Genomic DNA, 21335 nt, shown 5'->3' on the forward strand with positions numbered 1-21335 from the left:
ATAATTATTTAAAACTTGTATTCCCCAGTGTTTTGCTCAAAGGGGCGTTGGTTGCCATGCCAGTAATATCGCAATTTAATATTACCGATTTTAATTGTATCCTGATCGTATAGTTCCGTAGTCGTTATTTCTTCATTGTTGATAATAATTTTACCTTTGATCAGGTTTAAATAAACTTTCTTTTTCCCTAACTGGCGAGTTGTGGTTAATTCAGCATCGCTGTCAATTGTGGAAATTGCGGATATCAACTTACTTAAAGTTACTTTATTTGTTTGTAGTTGGGTAAGACTGATAAATTGATCTTCTGGTGATGTTGGCAATGGTGCAATGATTTCTAATTCACCTTCTAGGTGGTTGCGGTTACGAATATCTTGAACTAATTCCCAAGGTGTTTTGCGTTGAATTAAACAAACCACTATGAGAACAATTAATAATAGAAGCAGGAATAAAAGTGACCAAATTATTATTTTTCTGGATAGTGGCATCAAGACATCAAGATTAACTTCTGTATTGATAGGATTAACAAGAGAATTATCTGGAGTAAAGACCAAAGTTAAAGTTTTTTTACCATCAGAACTGTTATCAGATACCTGCAACTGTATAGGAATTTTATTCTCACCTCTTGTCAAGGAGATAGCTTTTGTAGATGTGCCTAAAGAAACATCTTGAGGATTATCTGGAAACTGTAAATTAGCTGTTCCTGACTGATTGCTATTAACTACCAATGTTTGAGAATTAGTAGTTTGACCTGCTTCTACAGAACCAAAATCTAGACTCTTTGGCTGTACATCTATTAGCCATTTAATTGTTACTGGTAATTCAATTGGAATAGGTGATATCGCTTTATCTGTTGAAGTTAAAACCAAGCGGATATTTTCAGTTCCACCCTTGGCATTTGCGGGAATTTTTAACTGTATGGGAATAGCTGTAGGTTGATTAGCTCCTAAATTAATTTCTTGATTTGGTTTAATTAAGCTAATACCACTTTGATTTGGATCTTCTAGTTTCACCTTTACCTTAGCGTTAACATTACTCATACCATTAATATTAAAAGGTTGAGTAGTGCTACCAGGTGATATTGGTTGTGTGTTATTTATAGGTACATCAACATCCAACTGAGGTTTAATTAAAATTGGTCGGATACTTTGCGCTAACTGGTTTAATTTTGCTCCCCCTGGATCTCTTAATACCCGTCCTTTTTTACACAATGCAGGATTATTAGCAAAGTTATTTAGTTGTTTTTCGTGTTCTTTTAGTCCTAAAGAAACAAAAAACACATAGGGTTTACATTTTTGCTGTTGTAATAATTGGGTGTTGCTAGGAATAGTCACAGGATTAGGAATTCCGCGCACATCTTCTAATCCATCTGTCAAAAATACTATACTGACAGTTCTACCTAGAGCATCACCACGTTGATTTAACTTAGCAGAATGTGTTAAAGCCGCTTGTACTGCTTTCCCTGTATGAGTCCGCATTCCATTAGCTTGGAGGGCGTTAATCATTTGCTTGAGTTTCCCTCTGTCTTCATTCTTGGTAATGGCAATATTTTGGGTTTTTAATTGTACATCCCGATCAAATGTATAAAGAGTTACTGTATCTCCAACTCTGGCAGTATTAACAAAATCAGTAATAGAATTTTTGACTTGAGTAAATATATTTTTTGTCCCCCCCACTCCACGCATGGAGGCAGAAGTATCTACTACGACAATCCAATCAATTCCACCTTTAGGCGTAGTTTGAGCAAATGTCGGGTAAATGCAAGAAATTAATACCAAAGTTACAGTAGCAATACTTTGGTATAATATATGTTGACAATACTGCTTTAAGTTAGCAAAACCCATTGATAGATATCTCCACCTATATCAGTTTAGATTGACTAAATTTCCTAGTTCAAGCCAGAAGCAATAAGTAATATTCTGCAATATGAAAGTATTTTTAATAACTAAATTTCGTTAAAATTGCAAGTTCTTAAAAGGTAACTGCTCCGTCAAGATGATGATGTATCAATCATCGGCTATGGTACAATAGTTTACCAAGGAATGCAAGCAGCAGAAATTCTCTGCGAACATTGTATTCAAGCAACTGTGATTAATGCCCGTTTTGTATGTACTTTGTGATCCTGTTTATTTTTGGTCTGAATCAGAATTTAATGAATTTCTTAATCCTGTACATCCTTTAATCCAGAGCATCCTGATTCAGACAAATGAATTATTTAATTGAAAACTGATAAAATATCTAAAATTGCAAAATATAGCATTAAACCAATAATGTCCAACCTAACAACTATCGCCCGAATACAAAATATTATTTTTTCAGTATTCCTAACTCTGATAATAACTTTAATAGTTCCTGCAACTGCTTCCGCTTCCAGCTTGGGAATTGAGTCAGGTTCTCTTCGTCCTTGTCCAACATCCCCTAATTGTGTTGTTAGTCAAAATGCTGATGCAAAACACGCCATTGCACCGATTACCTATCATGTAGCGCGAGATAAAGCCAGAGAAACCTTACTCAAAGTTCTCACAGTTGTTCCCCGCACAGAAGTTATAGAACAAACAGATAATTATATTCATGCTATTTCCAAAAGCCGCATCTTCAAATTCGTTGATGATGTAGAATTTAATTTCCCTAACAATGAATCAATAATTCATATCCGTTCCTCATCTCGTGTGGGAGATTCTGATTTTGGAGTCAACCGCACCCGCTTAGAGCAAATTCGTTTAGCTTTAAAGGATTTAAATATTTAATTTTACCTTTTAGTTTCTTCTTAGTTTCTTCCCTCTGCGTTCTCTGCGCCTCTGTGGTTCGATAAAATACCTTTAAACCGCTCAACCCACAGAGGAATAATAAAAAATAAAAATATAATGCCCTTGGATTTTAACTAAATAATAGCAGAAAAAAATACTATGTCAATATCAATGGCTGAAAAAACCTATTTCCGTAAATTTATTGATAATATTCTCAATAATATTGATAATAGAAGCTAATTATTGCAAAAGTGCAAATTTTATAAAACCGGATATTTAAAAAAGTTATCTTTCTGAATCAATACAAATAAAAAATCAGGGTGGGAAAACCCCACCCCTACAGCTATTAGCGTTTCACCAATTTCTTGGACATCTTACGAAGACGAATAGATTCAGGTGTAACTTCCACCAATTCATCTTGAGCAATGTATTCCAAAGCTCGTTCCAAATTCATGTCTATGGGTGTTTGTAACTGAGTAAGTTCTTCACCACCAGATGAACGGTGGTTGGTTAACTGCTTAGTTTTACAAACGTTCAATTCCAAATCTTGGGGACGATTATGTTCACCAATAATCATACCTTTGTAAACCTTAGTTCCGGCACCGATAAAGAATGCGCCTCTATCTTCACAGTTTTTCATGGCGTAGGAAGTAGAAACACCTTCATCAAAGGAGATGAGAACGCCTTTGTTGCGGGCTTCAATATCACCGCAAAGGGGACGATAATCAAGGAAACTGTGGTTCATGATGCCTTCACCGCGAGTCATCCGCATGAATTCACCTCGGAAACCAATTAAACCACGGGCAGCTACGATAAACTCTAATTGAGTGCGATCGCCACCACCGGGCTGCATATCTTGCATTTCCCCTTTCCGTTGTCCTAACCGTTCAATACAGCTACCAACAGCATCAGCGGGAACGTCTAAAGCTAGAAGTTCAAAAGGTTCGCAAGGTTGACCATTAACTGTGCGGTAAATTACTTGAGGTTGAGATACTTGGAACTCAAAACCTTCACGACGCATGGTTTCGATTAAGATACCCAGGTGTAATTCACCCCGACCAGAAACTAAGAATTTATCAGGAGAGTCGGTGTCTTCAACGCGCAAAGCTACGTTTGTTTCTAATTCGCGGTATAAGCGATCGCGGATTTGGCGAGATGTTACCAATTTACCTTCTTGACCAGCAAAAGGTGAATCATTAACCCAGAAGGTCATTTGTAAAGTTGGTTCATCCACCTTAATCAATGGTAGAGCCAGAGGTTCATTAGGATCTGTAATAGTTTCGCCAATGTAAGCATCAGCAAAACCAGCTACAGCCACAATGTAACCTGCGGTAGCTTCTTCCATATCTACCCGTCTTAAACCATCAAATCCCATTAACTTGGTGATTTTACCCTTGACAATGCTGCCATCTTCCACTACCAAAGCGGCTTGTTGTCCAGCGCGGATAGTCCCATTGTGGATTTTACCAATGATAATCCGGCCTAAATATTCAGAATAATCCAGGGTAGTAACTTGCAATTGCAGAGGCTTGTTAGGATCGCCCACAGGTGCAGGAACGTGGCGAAGAATAGCCTCAAATAGAGGCTGCATATCTACCGATTCTGCTTCCAAAGTTTCTTTAGCGAAACCAGCCATACCGGAAGCAAACAGATATTTGAAATCACACTGGTCTTCATCTGCACCTAATTCTAAGAACAGATCCAAGACCTTATCCACAGCGATATGGGGGTCACATTGTCCACGGTCAATTTTGTTGATAACAACGATAGGACGCAAACCCTTTTCCAAAGCCTTTTTCAAGACAAAGCGGGTTTGGGGCATTGGGCCTTCATTGGCATCAACAATCAGGATACAACCGTCCACCATGCCGAGAACTCGTTCTACTTCTCCGCCGAAGTCAGCGTGTCCAGGGGTATCAACAATATTAATCAGGGTTTCTTTGTAGCGAACCGCTGTATTTTTAGAAAGAATTGTAATGCCTCGTTCCCGCTCTAAATCATTGGAGTCCATGACACAATCCGGAACGTCTTCGCCTTCGCGGAAAATGCCGGACTGTTTGAGGAGAGCATCAACCAAGGTGGTTTTACCGTGGTCAACGTGGGCGATAATGGCGACGTTACGAATTGGGAGCGTCATAGATGATTTGGGTAAACTTTAGGGTTTTTAGATTAAGAAGCTTAATGTTGGGTTGTTTTAACAGAAGTGGGGATGATTTGCCAATTCTGTAACGAACCTTTAATAATTCTAGCGTAATTGTCACAAATATTGTTATTTTGATAATAAATATCAAGAGCATTTTTGAGATATAGGGTATTTGCTTCAATAAAGCTAACTCGCGTATACCCCTAAACGACGGTACAATTCAGAATTTTTCTTGATTACATAATTTGCGGCTTGCTCAAAATCACTTTTTGGATAATTGAGCCAGTCTTCTATAGTGGCACGTAATAATTCTTCAGGAGAAATCCCGTTTGCTTGTGCCATTACTTGTAGTTGTTGTAATTGTTCCTCTGGAATATTGATGGTGATTGCAGCCATAGTAGTTTTTGATAAAAGTTAGTATGTCTACTATTTTAGACTCATGAGGGGCTGAAATTAGCACTTACAACTAAAATTGTGCCAAAATGAACTTATAACTTTATAAGTTTACAGGTTATGGCTTGGTTATCAGGACAGCAATTACAAAATGGTAAATATACCATAGAAAAAGAATTAGGTGAAGGTGGTTTTGGAATCACTTATCGCGCTAGAGATAATCAGGGAAATTTCGTTGTTATCAAAACTTTAAATGATGTAATTCAAAAACGTGCTGATTTTGCTAAATTTCAACAAGACTTTCTCAACGAAGCGATTAAATTAGCTAAATGTAGTCATCCTCATATTGTGCAAATTTACGAAGTCATTCATGAAAATGATCTTTGGTGTATGGTGATGGAATATATTGATGGGGAAGATTTAGGAACTTTAGTAGAAAATCAAGGTATTTTATCTGAAGCTGAAGCATTAAGCTATATTCAGCAAATTGGATCAGCATTAACTGTAGTTCATAATAACGGCTTATTACATCGAGATATTAAACCACAAAATATCATGTTGCGTTCTGGTAAATCAGAAGCCGTGTTAATTGATTTTGGGATTGCGCGAGAATTTACACCGAATTTAACTAAAACCCATACCAAAATATTATCTGATGGTTTTGCACCAATTGAACAATATGATGCTAGAGCAAAACGGGGAGCATTTACAGATGTTTATGCTTTAGCTGCAACTTTGTATTCTGTGTTAACTGGAGAATTACCAACTATATCACCAATGAGAGCTATTGGTACAGAATTGGAAGAAGCAAAAAAGATTAATTCTAGTATTAGTGATAGAGTTAATCATGCAATAATCAAAGGAATGGAATTAAAACCAGAAAATCGTCCTCAGTCGGTGGAAAATTGGCTAAAATTATTAGGTGCAGAAGTTGTCAGTAAAATTTACTTTGCACCTCCAAATCAAAGCAACTCATTTCCTGTTATTCCATCTTTGAAATCTGATTATTACAAACTGCGTGATTTACTAGCGGATGGAAACTGGAGAGGTGCGAATATAGAAACCAGTAATCTAATGCTTTCTTTAGCTTGTCCCACAAAAGGACGCTGGCTTGATTCCGAATCTATTAAAAAAATTTCCTGTGAAGAATTTCGTATAATTGATCAACTATGGATAAATTATAGCAAAGGTAAATTTGGTTTTAGTGTTCAACATAAAACTTGGGATTATGTCCAAGGAAATATAGATCAATTTGGTACTATTGTTGGGTGGCGTGTTAAAAAATCGTGGATTCCATATTCTAAATATAATTTCAGTATTTATGCTCCTGATGGACATTTACCTGCTTATCTAGAATTTTTGGGCTTTGTGTGGAAAGATGGCTGGTTTGGTGCTTATTGGGATGGTGATTTAGGTCGTGTTAAAGCTTTGATTTCAAAATTAGAACAATGTCATATTTAATTTACTATTGACACTTGTAATAAATCTCTCTTCTTCTTCTCTTCCTTCGTGTTCTTCGCTCCTTCGTGGTTCATTTCCTCTTAAAAAAATGCTATCAGAAAGATTTACCCAAGCGCTGACCTACGCCCACGAACTCCACGCCACGCAAAAACGCAAAGCTGGGGATATTCCCTATATTACCCATTTACTAGGAGTAGCCAGCATCGCCTTAGAATATGGTGCAAACGAAGACGAAGCGATCGCTGCCTTATTACATGATGCCATAGAAGACCAAGGCGGAGCAGCCACCAGAGCAGAAATTCGCCGGCGATTTGGGGATCATGTCACCGCCATAGTTGATGGTTGCACAGATGCAGACACCACACCCAAACCCCCTTGGAAACCCCGAAAAGAAGCCTATATTGCCCATATTGCCACCGCTTCCCCAGCAGTATTGTTAGTTTCTGCCGCTGACAAACTCCATAACGTCCGTTCAATTCTCAAAGATTATCGGATTATCGGTGATGCAGTTTGGGAACGGTTTCAAGGTGGAAAAGAAGGCACACTTTGGTATTATCGTTCCCTCGCAAATGCTTTCCAAAAACATCAAATTACGCCCTTAGTAGCAGAATTAGAAAGGGTAGTTGCCGAATTAGAAATTTTAGCTGGATACAAAAAATGAAGAACGAAAACTTTCATCCTTCATAAATTTATATTTCATCCTTTGGGATGATATTTATTTGCTGATTAACGGAATAAACTACTGAGTGAGCTATCCTCATGAATCCGCCAAATTGCTTCTCCCAGGAGATTAGCGACAGAAAGCGTCACCAATTGGGGAAAGCGATCGCTGTCAGGAATGGGAATGGTATTAGTGACTATCACTTCCTCAAATACCCCACTGGATAACCTTTCAATTGCCGGTGGTGAAAATACTGCATGAGTAGCACAGGCATATACCTGACTAGCTCCTTCTTGACGCAGCAACCTCGCCCCTTCTGCAATCGTGCCGCCAGTATCAATCATGTCATCCACTAATATGGCGGTTTTGCCTCTAACATCACCAATGATATTTAAAACTTCGGCCACATTATGAGCCTGACGGCGTTTGTCAATAATTGCCAATGGAGCATCATTCAATTTTTTCGCAAAAGCTCTTGCCCGTGCCACCCCACCCACATCTGGGGAAACAACCACAATATCCTGTAATCCTTTGCTAATGAGATAATCCAGGATCACTGGTGAACCATATACATGATCAAAGGGGATATCGAAATAACCCTGAATTTGGGCTGCGTGTAAATCCATTGCCAGAACTCGGTTAGCACCTGCTTGGGTAATCAAGTTAGCAACTAATTTAGCCGTAATAGATTCTCTTCCTGCCGTTTTCCTGTCAGCACGAGCATAACCATAGTAAGGAATTACTGCTGTGATCTGTCGTGCAGAAGCCCGACGACAGGCATCAATCATAATTAGTAATTCCATCAAATGATCATTGACGGGTTGACAACTGGGCTGGATTAAATAGACATCACAACCCCGAATTGATTCTTGGATTTGAACATAAAGTTCTCCGTCCGCAAATCTTTTGCGAATCATTGGACCCAAGTCCATGCCTAGATAACGAGCGACTTCTTGCGATAGTGCCAGATTGGCAGAACCGGAAAACAGCCGTAGGCGATTATTGTCAGGTAGTCCCGTTGCTATTGACTGGACGGGTATTGTTGCAGAACTCAGCACAGCAGATCCTCGAAGTGCATTCATAGAAATATCATCACAGATTGAGCAAATTTAACAAAAATAGAGTAAACAAAACATCTATCAGTTTTGTTTAAGTTTTCATGAAAACTTGAAATATTTCTCCATAAAATTAACAATTCCTAATTTTTTGGTCTTCCTGGGAAACAAACTACAAGTAATTTAACTGACATCTAGGCTGTCAAATAGTTTCAGAGTTCCAAGTTTCTGGGTTCAGGTAAAATGCCCAAATCTGGTGAACAGTTGCGCTGGTAGATGAGTAGATTGTTGATTCTACTGGTTTTTTTGTGACCCAGAGGAGATTACTCACAGATTATAGTGATTCTCAAGTTAGCTCTGAGGTGCTAGAACACCCATGAATTAAAAGCACTGAATGTGCAATTAATTATTTTATGATACTAGTGACAAATTAATGAACTATTAAATATTTATGTTATGAATCAAAAAAACTTAGTAGAATCAACGGTACACCACAATCTACCATTTATCAGGTAGGCAAAAATTAAACGGTAATTTTGACCATTGCTGCTAATGCTGCTTGATTTACCTATCCTTGATTATAGCTGCTACTATGTTAGACACATCCTGACTAAAGGCAGAATGTGAGAATAGAATAATGCAAGACTTATTTTTAGTATACACTTCCTTGTAACCTGGGTGACTGAGGAAAATTACGACAGCTACAATTAAGACAGCTTAAGTCATGTTGTGGATGGATAATGCTTTTGCTCCCGTTCTAGCTCAGTTGCTATTATATTCAATTAATAGACCATGCAATCACCGATTACAGTTGGTACTATCCTACAAAATCGTTACCACATAATTCACATTATTGGACAGGGGGGATTTGGTAGAACCTATCTAGCAGAAGACCAAAGACGCTTTAATGAGCTTTGTGTTCTCAAAGAATTAATTGCCCCAGGAACAGGAACATCTGATGGGGAGAAGGCACAGGAGTTATTTGAGCGAGAGGCTGCTATCTTGTATCAAATTGAGCATCCACAAATTCCTAAATTTAGAGAAAAATTTGCTCAAAACGCAAGATTGTTTTTGGTGCAAGATTTTGTAGCTGGCAAGACTTACCGCCATTTGCTGAAAGAACGCCAGGAAGTTAGCACAACTTTTACTGAAGCAGAAGTATTACATTTATTACGGACTTTATTACCTGTTCTTGGTTATATTCACGGACAGGGAATTATTCATCGGGATATATCCCCAGAGAATATGATTTTACGGGAAACTGATTATCTGCCCGTATTGATTGACTTTGGGGTAGTGAAAGAATTAGCGACAAAATTACAATCTTCCAGTCCCACACCAGTTACTACTGTGGGCAAGCTAGGTTATTCGCCTAGCGAACAAATGCAAACGGGCAGAGCATATCCTAGTAGTGATTTGTACGCGCTGGCTGTGACGGCGATAGTTTTGTTAACTGGGAAAGAACCAGCGGACTTATTTGATGAGCAGCAACTAACTTGGCGTTGGCAACAGTGGACAACAGTGACACCGGAATTTGCTCAAGTTTTGCAGCGAATGTTGAGTTATCTGCCGGGGGAACGGTATCAAAATGCTGCTGATGTTGCTCAAGCAATGCTTAATATCAGCTATACCAGCAAACCTGCCGCTAATTTATCTTATCTGCAAACTATCGCCGTCGGTCATCGTCCTGAACCCAGATCAACAGCACCTGAAAATCTCCAACCTTCAGTTAATTCCGGTAATTCTGGACAAAGTAGCTCTATTTTAGATAATCCTTGGGCGTTGGGAGTAATTGGCTTTGTTGTGATTATTTTAGCAGGATTTGGTTCTTGGACATTGGTGAGTTCGTTGCGAAGTCAGTCACGAAAATCACCAGAAACAATCACAACTCCCCAATCCTTTCCTTCCCCGGTTATTCCTAGTGCAACAACATTGACACCAACTCCCACACCGACTAACAGTGAACCTGTTGTTAATCGCCAACGTCTCAAATTAGACCAATCTAACACGGCGAAAGTAGAAGGGATACTGAAAGAAAATGATTTAGTTCAATATAGTTTACGGGGGAAAATCGGGCAAAAATTAACTGTATCTGTGAATGAGGGTAGTGGCATTGTCTTGACAATTTTAAATGCTGATGGTGAAATTATTAATACTCAAGATCCACAATCTACATCCTATGAGGGAATATTGCCGGATACCGGAAAATATATGATTCAATTAGGTTTGTCTGGGGGTGTATCGGAGGTTAATTATAGTTTGAATGTGGCTTTAGAAGCACCAACCCCAACGGAAACTCCCACACCGACGGAAACTCCCACACCCACGGAAACGCCAACCCCAACAGAAACTCCCACACCCACGGAAACTCCCACACCCACGGAAACTCCAACTCCCACGGAAACTCCAACTCCGACAGAAACGCCAACTCCGACGGAAACTCCCACAGCAGGGTTTAATGGGACTAATTAACGCTAATTTTTAAGCTAAATTATCAGAAGAAGCAAATTAAGTTGTCATTTTTAGCAGAAAACGTTGTTGAATACTTTACTGATTACGGGAACTGATACGGACGCTGGTAAAACTGTTGTCACGACAGCATTAGCAGCTTATTGGCAAAAATATTATCCCCAGCGCAGTTTGGGGATTATGAAGCCAATTCAATCGGGGGTAGGAGATAGGGAACTGTACCAAACTCTGTTTAATTTGGAACAGTCACCAGAAGAAATTACACCTTTGTATTTTCAAGCACCTTTAGCCCCACCTATAGCCGCTGCTAAGGAAAATCGCCAAGTTGATTTAGCGATAGTTTGGCAAACTTTGTTAGCTTTGCAAAAACAGCGTGATTTTGTGTTGGTGGAATCTTTGGGGGGTTTAGGTTCACCGGTTACTGATGAATTGACGGTGGCTGATTTGGCAGGTGAATGGCGATTACAAACTATTTTAGTTGTGCCGGTGAGATTGGGAGCGATAGCGAGTGCTGTTGCTAATGTAGCATTAGCTCGGCAAAAGAAAATCAATCTGCGCGGAATTATTCTTAATTGTACCCAACCCCGCACCCAAGAAGAAATTGCTGATTTAACTCCACCAGACTTAATTCAATCATTGACAAACATACCTGTTTTAGGTTGTGTTCCCTATTTAGAAAATCCTAGAGATTTGGAAAAACTTGCCGCAGTGGCAGCGGCTTTAGATTGGGAAACATTATATTATGATAGGTGATTAAAAGTAAGCATTCAGCTAGAGAAACCAGATCCCCGACTTCTACCATTAATTTATCACTTATTGACATCATTAAAAAAGAAGTCGGGGATCTTAACTTTTGAATTTTGAATTTTTAATTGATAAATATGGTTTCTACATTTCCTCTGGCTTCAACGGTAAATCTCAAAAATGTGCGGTTAGAAATTCGGGCTTTACAACCGCAATTAGTGGAATGGAGACGACAGATTCACCAAAAACCAGAATTAGGTTTTCGAGAGAAAATTACCGCTGAGTTTATTGCCCAAAAGTTGCAAAACTGGGGAATTACCCATCAAACAGGGATTGCAGAAACGGGCATTGTTGCTATTATCAAAGGTGAAAAACCTGGGCATGACAAAGTATTAGCAATTCGGGCTGATATGGATGCTTTACCTATTCAAGAAGAGAATGAAGTTGCCTATTGTTCCCAACATAATGGGGTAATGCACGCTTGTGGACATGATGGACATACAGCGATCGCTCTCGGCACAGCCTATTACCTCAATCAACACCGTCAAGACTTTAGCGGCACTGTAAAAATTATCTTCCAACCCGCAGAAGAAAGTCCCGGTGGTGCAAAACCCATGATCGCAGCAGGTGTACTTAAGAACCCTGATGTTGATGCCATTATCGGTTTACACTTATGGAATAATCTGCCCTTGGGGACAGTGGGAGTTCGCCCAGGGGCATTAATGGCCGCTGTCGAATTGTTCCGTTGCACCATTTTTGGTAAAGGTGGACATGGGGCAATGCCTCATCAAACCGTAGATTCTGTAGTTGTGGCGGCGCAAATAGTCAATGCTTTACAAACTATTGTTTCCCGCAACGTTAACCCCATTGATTCGGCTGTTGTCACCGTGGGAGAACTCCACGCAGGGACAGCAGTTAATGTGATTGCTGATACTGCGAGAATGAGCGGAACTGTGAGATATTTCAATCCTGATTTAGCAGGTTTTTTTAAAGAACGGATTCAGCAAATTATTGGCGGAATTTGTCAAAGTCATGGGGCAAATTATGACTTGGATTATACTCATCTTTATCCCCCAGTTATCAATGATGTTGGCATCACTGCATTAGTGCATTCAGTTGCAGAAGCAGTGATAGAAACCCCCATTGGTATCGTTCCTGAATGTCAAACCATGGGTGGAGAAGATATGTCATTTTTCTTGCAAGAAGTTCCGGGTTGTTACTTTTTTCTCGGTTCTGCAAATTCAGAGAAAAAATTAAATTATCCTCATCATCATCCCCGATTTGATTTTGATGAAACTGCTTTACCAATGGGTGTGGAAATGTTTGTCCGCTGTATGGAAAAGTTTTTGGCTTAAAATGGAGAAATGCCGGGAACTATAGGCGTTTCCGGTTGTTTCTGTTGTCGTTGCAAATACTTACTCAATACATAGGCTAAATCTCCCCTGGTCATGGGGCGTAGTGGGTAGATATTGCCTTGTGAATCCATATTGATAAATTCCTCCGTTATGACGGTAGCGATGGCTTTTCTAGCCCAATCAGGAATATTTTTGGCATCTGGATGAGACGAAAGAATCTCATTAACAGTATCATCAGGAAATTGAAAAACCCCATAAGCTTGGGCAAAAATTGCTAAACCTTCTGCCCTAGTTACCTTTTGGTTTGGGAAAAACATATTTCCCCGATAACCTTTCATAATCTCGGTTTTCAAAACTATTTGAATGTCTTGATATGCAGAATTAGAACTAGGAACATCAGGGACAAAAATAGATTGTTTTTGTTGATTTATTAGCCGTTTATCTAAATAAAATGCTTTGACTAAAATTGATGCTAGTTCTGCCCGACTAATTAACCTATCTCGATAAAATTCACCATCGGGAAAATTATCCATTAACTGAGAATCAATTACCTTTTGTATATACTCTGAATTGGTAACAGGTATTGCATTTGGTGATTGTGCATGGGCAATAATTGGGCAAGTTTGCAGCAGTGTGATTAAAGTCAATGTACCCAGTAATTTTTTCATTTGACCATTATTTTATAACCGCATCATAAATATTGACATTGATTGCATAATTAAAGTTGCCAATTTTCTACATAATTAGTGATGAGGATTTTTTTGGCATAATTGATAAAACTTTATATTTAGAGCAGATTGTAACTTAATTAATTATCCTTTAAAATTTTATCTATTAACCATTACCAATTTTGTAGTATAGTCGGCTGTGATAGTATCTTCCATAGCGTGAATTGTTCAGGAGTTAAAGAATGTCCATACCAGCAGATCCCGTTAAATTGATGAAGCAAGAAGTTGGCAGAGCCGCTGCCAATTTGGTAAAATCTGGTTCCATAGTTGGTTTGGGTACAGGTTCAACCACAGCTTACACGATTCAGTATTTAGGAGAACGTCTCAAATCAGGTGAACTCAAAGATATTGTCGGTATCCCCACCTCATTTCAATCAGAAGTTTTAGCAAAAGAGTATGGCGTTCCCCTCACCACTTTAGACGCTGTAGACCATATTGATATTGCCATAGATGGGGCAGATGAAGTAGACCCCCACAAAAACTTGATTAAAGGTGGCGGTGCGGCACATACGCGCGAAAAAGTCGTAGATTACCTAGCAGCACAGTTTATTGTAGTCGTTGATGGTGGTAAATTAGTAGATCGGTTGGGTTCTAGTTTCGCTGTACCAGTTGAAGTTATTCCTATGGCACTTACCCCCGTCACCAATGCCATTAAAGCACTCGGTGGTAAGCCAGAATTGCGGATGGGTGTGAGAAAAGCCGGTCCAGTGATTACTGACCAAGGTAATATGGTTTTAGATGTTACATTTGATAACATTGAAGACCCGGTAAACCTAGAAAAAACCCTGAATAATATTCCTGGTGTTTTGGAAAATGGTATTTTTGTTAATTGTGCCGATATAGTTCTCGTTGGTGAAGTTATTGACGGTAAACCTGTAGTTAGACAGCTTTAACCTAGTCTAGCTATGTCCGTTGCTAGTTAGGAAAAAAGCAAGAGAGCGTAATTACAAATTATACTGGTGTAAGCTTTACTTTCAAGAAACAGGGGTGTAGGGAAGAAAAAATTGTTTCTTTCATTCATAGCAGCTAGTAACATCATCTGTATGCTTGCTTCTAACTAGCAACTTGAGTAATCTAGACATAACTGTACAATGGAACTAGCTTAAAAGTGTAGTAGCTTAATTTTTCTCCCACTCTACACCCTATTTAATATGTCTTATACTTTTTTGACAGAAGAAAATCTTCTAACACAAGTTATTATCAACAATCCCCTCATTGTGTCCCCTGAGCAATTGGTAACTGAAGTTTTGGCACTCATGAGTACATTACAAGCCAACTGCTCTTTAGAGGATAACGTTAATAGCAATTTTTCATTGCTGTCCACAAAAAATTATATTAGTTGTGCATTAGTCGTTAAAGACAATATACTTATAGGAATTTTCACGCAAAGAGATATAATTCGTATCAGTGCGGCAAGGTTTTCACTGGTGGGTATAACCATTGCAGAAGTTATGGTGAGTCCAGTAATCACCATGCGTAAGTCTGAATTTACTGATATCTTTGCAGCCTTAAACTTCCTCAATCAACACAAAACCCGTCATTTACCCCTACTGAATGACAATGGAGAGGTTGTAGGATTAATTACCCATGATAGATTGCGGCAACTGCTGCGTCCAGAGGATTTACTGCGCTTACGTCTGATTTCAGAAGTCATGACGAGGAATGTAATTCATGTACCATCTACTACTAACCTGTTAACAGTTATTGAACTGATGCTAAGACATAAAATTAGTAGTGTGGTGATTACTAAACAACAGGAAAGTGCGGAAGCAAAGAGAGCATTAATTCCTTTAGGCATTATTACAGAAAGAGATGTGGTGCAGTTTCAAACCTTAAAACTGGATTTTGCTAAAGTCCAGGTAGAAACGGTGATGAGTACACCAGTATTTTCTTTATCTATTCAAGATTCGCTTTTTTCTGTAAACTTATTGATGCAGAAACGAAAAATTAGCCATATTGTTATTACTAATGAGCGAGGAGAATTAGCAGGAATTGTAACTAATAGTAATATGTTACAAATTCTTAATCCCATAGAAATTTACAAATTGGTAACCACTCTAAAAAGAAAAAATGACCGACTAGAAGCAGAAAAATTAGAGTTAGCTAAAAACCGTAATATTGAATTAGAAGAACAAGTTCAGAAACGTACCCAAGAATTATATAATCAAACCCAACAGGAACTATTTTTAGCAGATATATCTGCCCGGATTTGTGGTTCCCTAAATATTCAAGAAATTCTCAATGTATCTGTAACCGAAGTCCGGCGGTTACTAAAATGTGATCGGGTTATAGTTTATAAATTTCTCCCCAATCATCTCAGCACAATCGTTTCTCAATCAGTGACTTCAGAGAAAAAAATATCTCTTGATGATCCAATCGAAGATCCCTATTTTTATCGTGAACTCGTTTCAGTTTATCCCCCAGGTAAGTGTATTGCTATTTCTAATATTCATGAATTTAACTATCCAGAAGATTATTTACAACTTTTAGATAAGTATGAAGTCAAATCAAAATTGATCATACCAATTATTGTAGAACATCAATTCTGGGGATTGTTAATTGGGCATCAATGTGATAACTATCGTCAATGGGAACAATTTAATTTAGAAACAATGGAGCGATTAGCGGTACAATTAGCGATCGCTATTCAACAAGCTAATGCCTACGAATTATCTCAAATTCAGCTAGAAGAACGCCGCAAAGCTGAAATTGCTTTACAAGAAAATGAAGAATTATTCCGTAATACCTTTGAACAAGCTGCTGTAGGCATGATTCATATAAGTTTAGATAGACAATTTTTACGAGTTAATCAATGCTTCTGTGATATCGTTGGTTATTCAATGTCAGAACTTCTGGCTCTCTCTGTTCCAGAAATTACCCATCAAGAAGATAGAATGATTGCTTGGGATCTGCGGGAAAAATTATTTACAGGTGAGATCGAAAATTTCGTTAGGGAAAAACGCTACATTCGCAAAGATGGTTTAATTGTATGGGCAAATGTGACTGTTAGTCTCCTAAGAAGTGCTACTGGAGAACCAAAATACTTCATTACCATTGTTGAAGATATCACTGCCCGCAAAGCTGCCCAAGCATCCTTAAAATTACTCAATCAAGAATTAGAAAAGAGAGTTGAGGAACGAACGCTAGATTTGCAACAAAGCGAAAAGCGATTTCGCACCTTGTTTACAGTAGCCCCCGATTATATTTATGTCCTCAATCTTCAAGGGATTATTCAACAAATAAATCGCACAGTAATTAATAAATCTGGCTACACAGAAGCGGAATTAGTCGGTAAACCTTTGAGAGATTTTTTATCGCTTACTTCCCAAAAACTGTGTCAGTTAAACTATTCTACTGTTTTACAGCAGGGTAGTGATGATCAAGAAGTTGAATTTTACTGGAAAAATGGTGAACTACGAATTATGGATAGTTCTGCCACTATAATTTATAACGAAGAAAATCAGCCAGACTACATTCTGATTTTACAGAAAGATATTACCGAACGTAAAAATATAGAAAATGACCTCCAGCAACGTAACGAAGAATTAGCTATTGCTAACACCAATCTACAACGTGTTACTAAACTCAAAGATCAATTTCTCGCCAACATGAGTCATGAACTACGTACCCCTCTCAATGCCATTTTGGGTATGTCTGAAGCATTACAGGATCATACCTTTGGCGAAATTAATCCTCAACAAAGACAATCATTACAAACCATTGAACGCAGTGGTAAACACTTACTAGATTTAATTAATGATATCCTCGAACTCTCGAAAATTGAGGCAGGTAAACTAGAATTACACCTTAGTTCTGTTTCCGTTATTGATATTTGCAGATATAGCTTGACATTTATTAGTCAACAAGCACTTAAAAAAAATCTGCACATAGATATGAATATTGCTGAAGGAATTAGGGAAATAATTGTTGACGAAAGATATATGCGTCAGGTTTTAATTAACCTATTGAGTAATGCAGTTAAATTTACTCCTGATCATGGCAATATTCAATTAGATGTTACAGTAGAACCAATTGATTTAGAAAATAATTCTGTTTCCCCAACCCATATCCTATTTTCAGTCATTGATACAGGCATTGGCATTGCTCCAGAAAACATCAATAAACTTTTTCAATCCTTTGTACAAATAGATAATAGCTTCAGTCGTCAGTATGCAGGTACAGGTTTGGGTTTAGCCTTAGTACATAAGATTGTTGAATTACATGGTGGTACTGTTTCTGTGAAAAGCAAACTTGGTGAAGGCAGTTGCTTTACTATTAAGCTATTTTATCAGACTGATTTACCACAAGATTTAACTAACACCCCAACTCCTACTTTCACGCACTTATTACCCAGCCAAAATTCCCAAGTATTATTAATTCAAGACTCCTATACTACCAATAAACAATTGACTCGCTACTTCAAAAAAATGGGCATAAGATTTGCCATTTATAGCCAGGGAGAAGGGGCTGTCACAGAAGTCAAACATATCCGTCCATCTTTAATTATTCTCAATAGTCATCTTCCTGATATTTCCGCTTGGGAAGTTCTCCAAGCACTCAAAGCTGATCTACAAACTTGCTTAATTCCTGTTGTGATGATAGGAAAAGAAAATGAGCGATTACAGGCTATGTCCTTGGGTGCAGAAGAATCTTTATGCAAGCCAATTAATTATGATAAATTTAGCAAGATACTCAAACAATTGTTTTCATCTATTCCATCTCCACCGATAAACCCAGTGGTAGAAGATCCACAACCCAAGAAAATTAGCACATCTTCATCTGTTGTTAATCCTCTCATTCTTTTAGTAGAAGATAATGAAGCTAATATTAGTACCGTATCAGATTATCTGATCAGTCGAGGATATCAAATTGTCGTAGCTAGAAATGGTACGGAAGGCATTAATCTGGCTAAAACTCACAAACCCCAATTGATTCTTATGGATATTCAAATGCCAGGAATGGATGGACTAGAAGCAACGCGTCATATTCGTGCTGATGAATCTTTAACTAATACTCCTATCTTTGCCCTTACAGCCTTGACTATGCCTGGGGATCAAGAAAAATGTCTAGAAGCAGGAATTAATGAATATATATCAAAACCTCTGCGACTTAAACATTTAGTTGATACAATCCAACAATATTTGGTTAGATAGGATGTGAGAATTTTATGAAGAAATTAAACTCAGTGTTAGTAGTAGATGACGAACCAGACAATTTTGATGTAATCGAAGCTTTACTAATCAATGAAAAATATGAACTTAACTATGCTTCTAATGGCTCAAAAGCCCTAGAGCGTATGAACATGATTCAGCCAGATTTGATTTTGTTAGATGTAATGATGCCAGAATTAAATGGGATTGAGGTTTGTCAAATAATTAAAGCTAATCTCAAATGGCAGCATATTCCTATTATTATGGTGACAGCCCTAAATTCTAAAGAAGATTTGGCAATGTGTCTAGCAGCAGGCGCTGATGATTTTGTCAGTAAACCAGTCAATAAAACTGAATTGCAAGCGAGAATTCGCTCAATGCTGCGATTAAAACAACAGTATGATGCCCTGGAAGAACTGACAAAATTGCGGGAAGATATGGTTAATATGATTGTCCATGACTTGCGTAATCCCTTAGCCAATATCTTGCTCTGTGCAGAAATTCTTCAGCTACCAAATATACCACACACAGCGTACCAGCCCAAACTTGAACAAATTGTTTTCGGTGTCCAACAATTGCAATCCATGATTGATACTTTGCTCTGGACAGCTAAACTGGAATCTGGACAGATGACACTAAATCGGCAAGACGTTGATTTATATTATGTGTGTATTTCAGTATTAAAAGATTTCCAACTCCTCACAACTCAAAAAAACATCCAACTCATTGGAGATTTACCTGAACCAGGTCATTTTGTCAGCTTGGATATAGCTGTATTTAGGAGAGTTCTCGATAATCTGATCTCCAATGCTCTCAAATTCTCACCGAATAATAGTCAGGTGATGCTGCGAGTATATTATCCCACTTCTGCACAGGTGGTAATTCAGGTAAGTGATGCAGGAATAGGAGTGCCGGAACAATTAAAACAAACTATTTTTGATAAGTATGCCGTCGGCAATCCAGTTCAAGGAGTTTCCCAAACAGGTTTAGGCCTGGCATTTTGTAAAATGGTGATTGATGCTCATGGTGGCACAATTTTTATAGAAGATAATCAGCCTACAGGTAGTATATTTACTATTAATATGCAAACAAGTACAAATTAATATGACTATAATTGTGCAAATGATATTGGCAATTAAATCATCAAATTTAGGCTGAAATCCCTAACTACAAATTAGATTTTGATTGGACATTTACAAAAATCACAAATGCTATACAAACGCTTTGGCAGAACAGAATTACAAATGCCCGTTTTCTCTTGCGGGGGAATGCGATATCAATATAAATGGCAGGATGTTACACCGGCAGAAATTCCCACAGATAATCAAGAAAACTTAGAAGCAACTATTCGTCGGGCTGTAGAATTGGGAATTAATCACATTGAAACTGCGCGGTTTTATGGAACATCGGAAATGCAGTTGGGCAAAATCCTGCCTCAGTTTCCCCGTGAAAAGTTAATAATACAAACTAAAGTTCCTCCGGTTGCAGATCCTCAAGAATTTCGCAATAAGTTTGAAAAATCTTTGGCTTATCTTCAGTTAGATTATGTTGATTTGCTGGGTTTACATGGCATTAATGATGCAGAAAGTTTGGAATATAGTATTACTAATGGCGGTTGTTTAGAAGTAGCCAAACAGTTACAGTCCGAAGGTAAAGTGAGATTCATTGGCTTTTCTACCCATGGATCCACAGATATAATTTTGCAAACAATTAATACTAATCAATTTGATTATGTTAATTTGCATTGGTACTATATTAATCAAATAAATTGGTCAGCAATTGAAGCTGCAACCAAATTAGATATGGGTGTGTTTATTATTAGCCCATCTAATAAAGGTGGATTATTATATGAACCCCCAGCAAAGTTAGTTGATTTGTGTGCGCCTTTGAGTCCCATGGTGTTTAATAATTTATTTTGTCTGAGTCATCCCCAGGTGCATACTTTGAGTATAGGGGCAGCAAAACCAAGTGATTTTGATGAACACTTAAAAACTTTAGAACTGTTAGATCATGCGGCAGAAATTTTACCACCAATTATTTCTAGATTAGAGTCAGAAGCTATCAATGTTTTAGGAGAAGATTGGGTAAAAACCTGGGAAACGAATTTACCAAGTTGGCAAGAAACACCAGGACAAATAAATATTCGGATGATTTTGTGGTTGTTAAATTTAGCCTTAGCTTATGACATGATTGAGTATGGCAAAATGCGCTATAATCTCTTAGTTAATGGTGGTTCTTGGTTTCCTGGTAATCGGGCTGATAATTTAGATGAATTAGATTTACGAGAATGTCTTGTTAATAGTCCCCACGCTGATAAAATCCCGCAGATGTTAGCTAAAGCTCAAGAGATATTAGGGGGTGCAGAGGTGAAGCGGTTATCTCAGAGTTAAATTCCCTTGTGCTAATTTACAAAATCCCTGTTGAGAAATCCG

Annotated in this window: 15 protein-coding genes and 1 pseudogene; 11 read left to right on the forward strand and 5 right to left on the reverse strand. The window is 38.1% G+C overall.

The features are described 5' to 3' along the window. Positions 1 to 8: 8 nt before the first annotated feature. Positions 9 to 1841, reverse strand: a complete 1833-nt coding sequence (locus tag FJR11_RS17770; protein ID WP_168506040.1) for a VWA domain-containing protein — start codon at positions 1839 to 1841, stop codon at positions 9 to 11. A gap of 138 nt (positions 1842 to 1979) precedes the next feature. Between FJR11_RS17770 and FJR11_RS17775 the strand changes: the two are divergent. Next, positions 1980 to 2105, forward strand: a pseudogene (locus tag FJR11_RS17775) (transketolase C-terminal domain-containing protein); the annotation flags it as partial. Between the two features lie 162 nt (positions 2106 to 2267). Beyond that, positions 2268 to 2744, forward strand: a complete 477-nt coding sequence (locus FJR11_RS17780; RefSeq protein WP_168506042.1) for a DUF1499 domain-containing protein — start codon at positions 2268 to 2270, stop codon at positions 2742 to 2744. Positions 2745 to 3090: 346 nt separating this feature from the next. Here the strand turns inward: FJR11_RS17780 and typA are convergent, their stop codons facing one another. Beyond that, positions 3091 to 4881: a translational GTPase TypA gene (gene typA / locus FJR11_RS17785; protein ID WP_168506044.1), complete on the reverse strand. Its 1791-nt coding sequence runs from the start codon at positions 4879 to 4881 to the stop codon at positions 3091 to 3093. 192 nt (positions 4882 to 5073) lie between these two features. Then, the gene (locus FJR11_RS17790) at positions 5074 to 5283 is read right to left on the reverse strand and encodes a ribbon-helix-helix domain-containing protein (protein ID WP_168506046.1); all 210 of its coding nucleotides are present in this window, start codon (positions 5281 to 5283) and stop codon (positions 5074 to 5076) included. A gap of 117 nt (positions 5284 to 5400) precedes the next feature. Here FJR11_RS17790 and FJR11_RS17795 point away from each other — a divergent pair, with 117 nt between their 5' ends. After that, a complete protein-coding gene (locus tag FJR11_RS17795) occupies positions 5401 to 6741 on the forward strand; it encodes a serine/threonine-protein kinase (RefSeq protein WP_168506048.1) in 1341 nt (446 codons plus the stop codon). An 88-nt stretch (positions 6742 to 6829) separates the two neighbouring features. Continuing rightward, entirely contained in the window at positions 6830 to 7402 is a 573-nt protein-coding gene (locus FJR11_RS17800; RefSeq protein ID WP_168506049.1) for an HD domain-containing protein, read from the forward strand. 65 nt (positions 7403 to 7467) lie between these two features. Here FJR11_RS17800 and FJR11_RS17805 read toward each other — a convergent pair whose 3' ends face one another. Then, positions 7468 to 8484 carry a ribose-phosphate pyrophosphokinase gene (locus FJR11_RS17805; protein ID WP_168506051.1) on the reverse strand — a complete coding sequence of 339 codons (1017 nt, stop codon included), beginning with the start codon at positions 8482 to 8484 and terminating at the stop codon, positions 7468 to 7470. Positions 8485 to 9249: 765 nt separating this feature from the next. Between FJR11_RS17805 and FJR11_RS17810 the strand changes: the two genes are divergently transcribed. The 3 genes from FJR11_RS17810 (at position 9250) to FJR11_RS17820 (ending at position 13025) form a co-directional block, all read left to right on the forward strand. Then, on the forward strand, positions 9250 to 10929 hold the full coding sequence (locus FJR11_RS17810; protein WP_168506054.1) for a serine/threonine-protein kinase: 1680 nt from the start codon (positions 9250 to 9252) through the stop codon (positions 10927 to 10929). 66 nt (positions 10930 to 10995) lie between these two features. Continuing rightward, entirely contained in the window at positions 10996 to 11679 is a 684-nt protein-coding gene (gene bioD / locus FJR11_RS17815) for a dethiobiotin synthase (RefSeq protein WP_168506056.1), read from the forward strand. A 128-nt stretch (positions 11680 to 11807) separates the two neighbouring features. Continuing rightward, positions 11808 to 13025 (forward strand): M20 family metallopeptidase, encoded by a 1218-nt coding sequence (locus FJR11_RS17820; protein WP_168506058.1) that lies wholly within the window; start codon positions 11808 to 11810, stop codon positions 13023 to 13025. Here FJR11_RS17820 and FJR11_RS17825 read toward each other — a convergent pair. Further along, positions 13022 to 13693: an S-layer homology domain-containing protein gene (locus FJR11_RS17825; protein WP_168506060.1), complete on the reverse strand. Its 672-nt coding sequence runs from the start codon at positions 13691 to 13693 to the stop codon at positions 13022 to 13024. The two genes, FJR11_RS17820 and FJR11_RS17825, sit on opposite strands and share 4 nt — an antisense overlap. A gap of 242 nt (positions 13694 to 13935) precedes the next feature. Between FJR11_RS17825 and rpiA the strand changes: the two genes are divergently transcribed. From rpiA to FJR11_RS17845, 4 genes are all read left to right on the forward strand, one after another. Then, positions 13936 to 14646, forward strand: coding sequence for a ribose-5-phosphate isomerase RpiA (gene rpiA, locus FJR11_RS17830; RefSeq protein ID WP_168506062.1), 711 nt, complete (start codon positions 13936 to 13938; stop codon positions 14644 to 14646). Positions 14647 to 14904: 258 nt separating this feature from the next. Then, on the forward strand, positions 14905 to 18906 hold the full coding sequence (locus tag FJR11_RS17835; protein WP_168506064.1) for a PAS domain S-box protein: 4002 nt from the start codon (positions 14905 to 14907) through the stop codon (positions 18904 to 18906). 14 nt (positions 18907 to 18920) lie between these two features. Then, positions 18921 to 20006, forward strand: coding sequence for a hybrid sensor histidine kinase/response regulator (locus FJR11_RS17840; RefSeq protein WP_168506066.1), 1086 nt, complete (start codon positions 18921 to 18923; stop codon positions 20004 to 20006). Positions 20007 to 20111: 105 nt separating this feature from the next. After that, positions 20112 to 21293, forward strand: coding sequence for an aldo/keto reductase (locus FJR11_RS17845; RefSeq protein WP_168506068.1), 1182 nt, complete (start codon positions 20112 to 20114; stop codon positions 21291 to 21293). Positions 21294 to 21335 lie beyond the last annotated feature (42 nt).

The sequence above is a fragment of the Anabaena sp. UHCC 0187 genome, from assembly GCF_009712035.1.
Lineage (GTDB): Bacteria > Cyanobacteriota > Cyanobacteriia > Cyanobacteriales > Nostocaceae > Dolichospermum.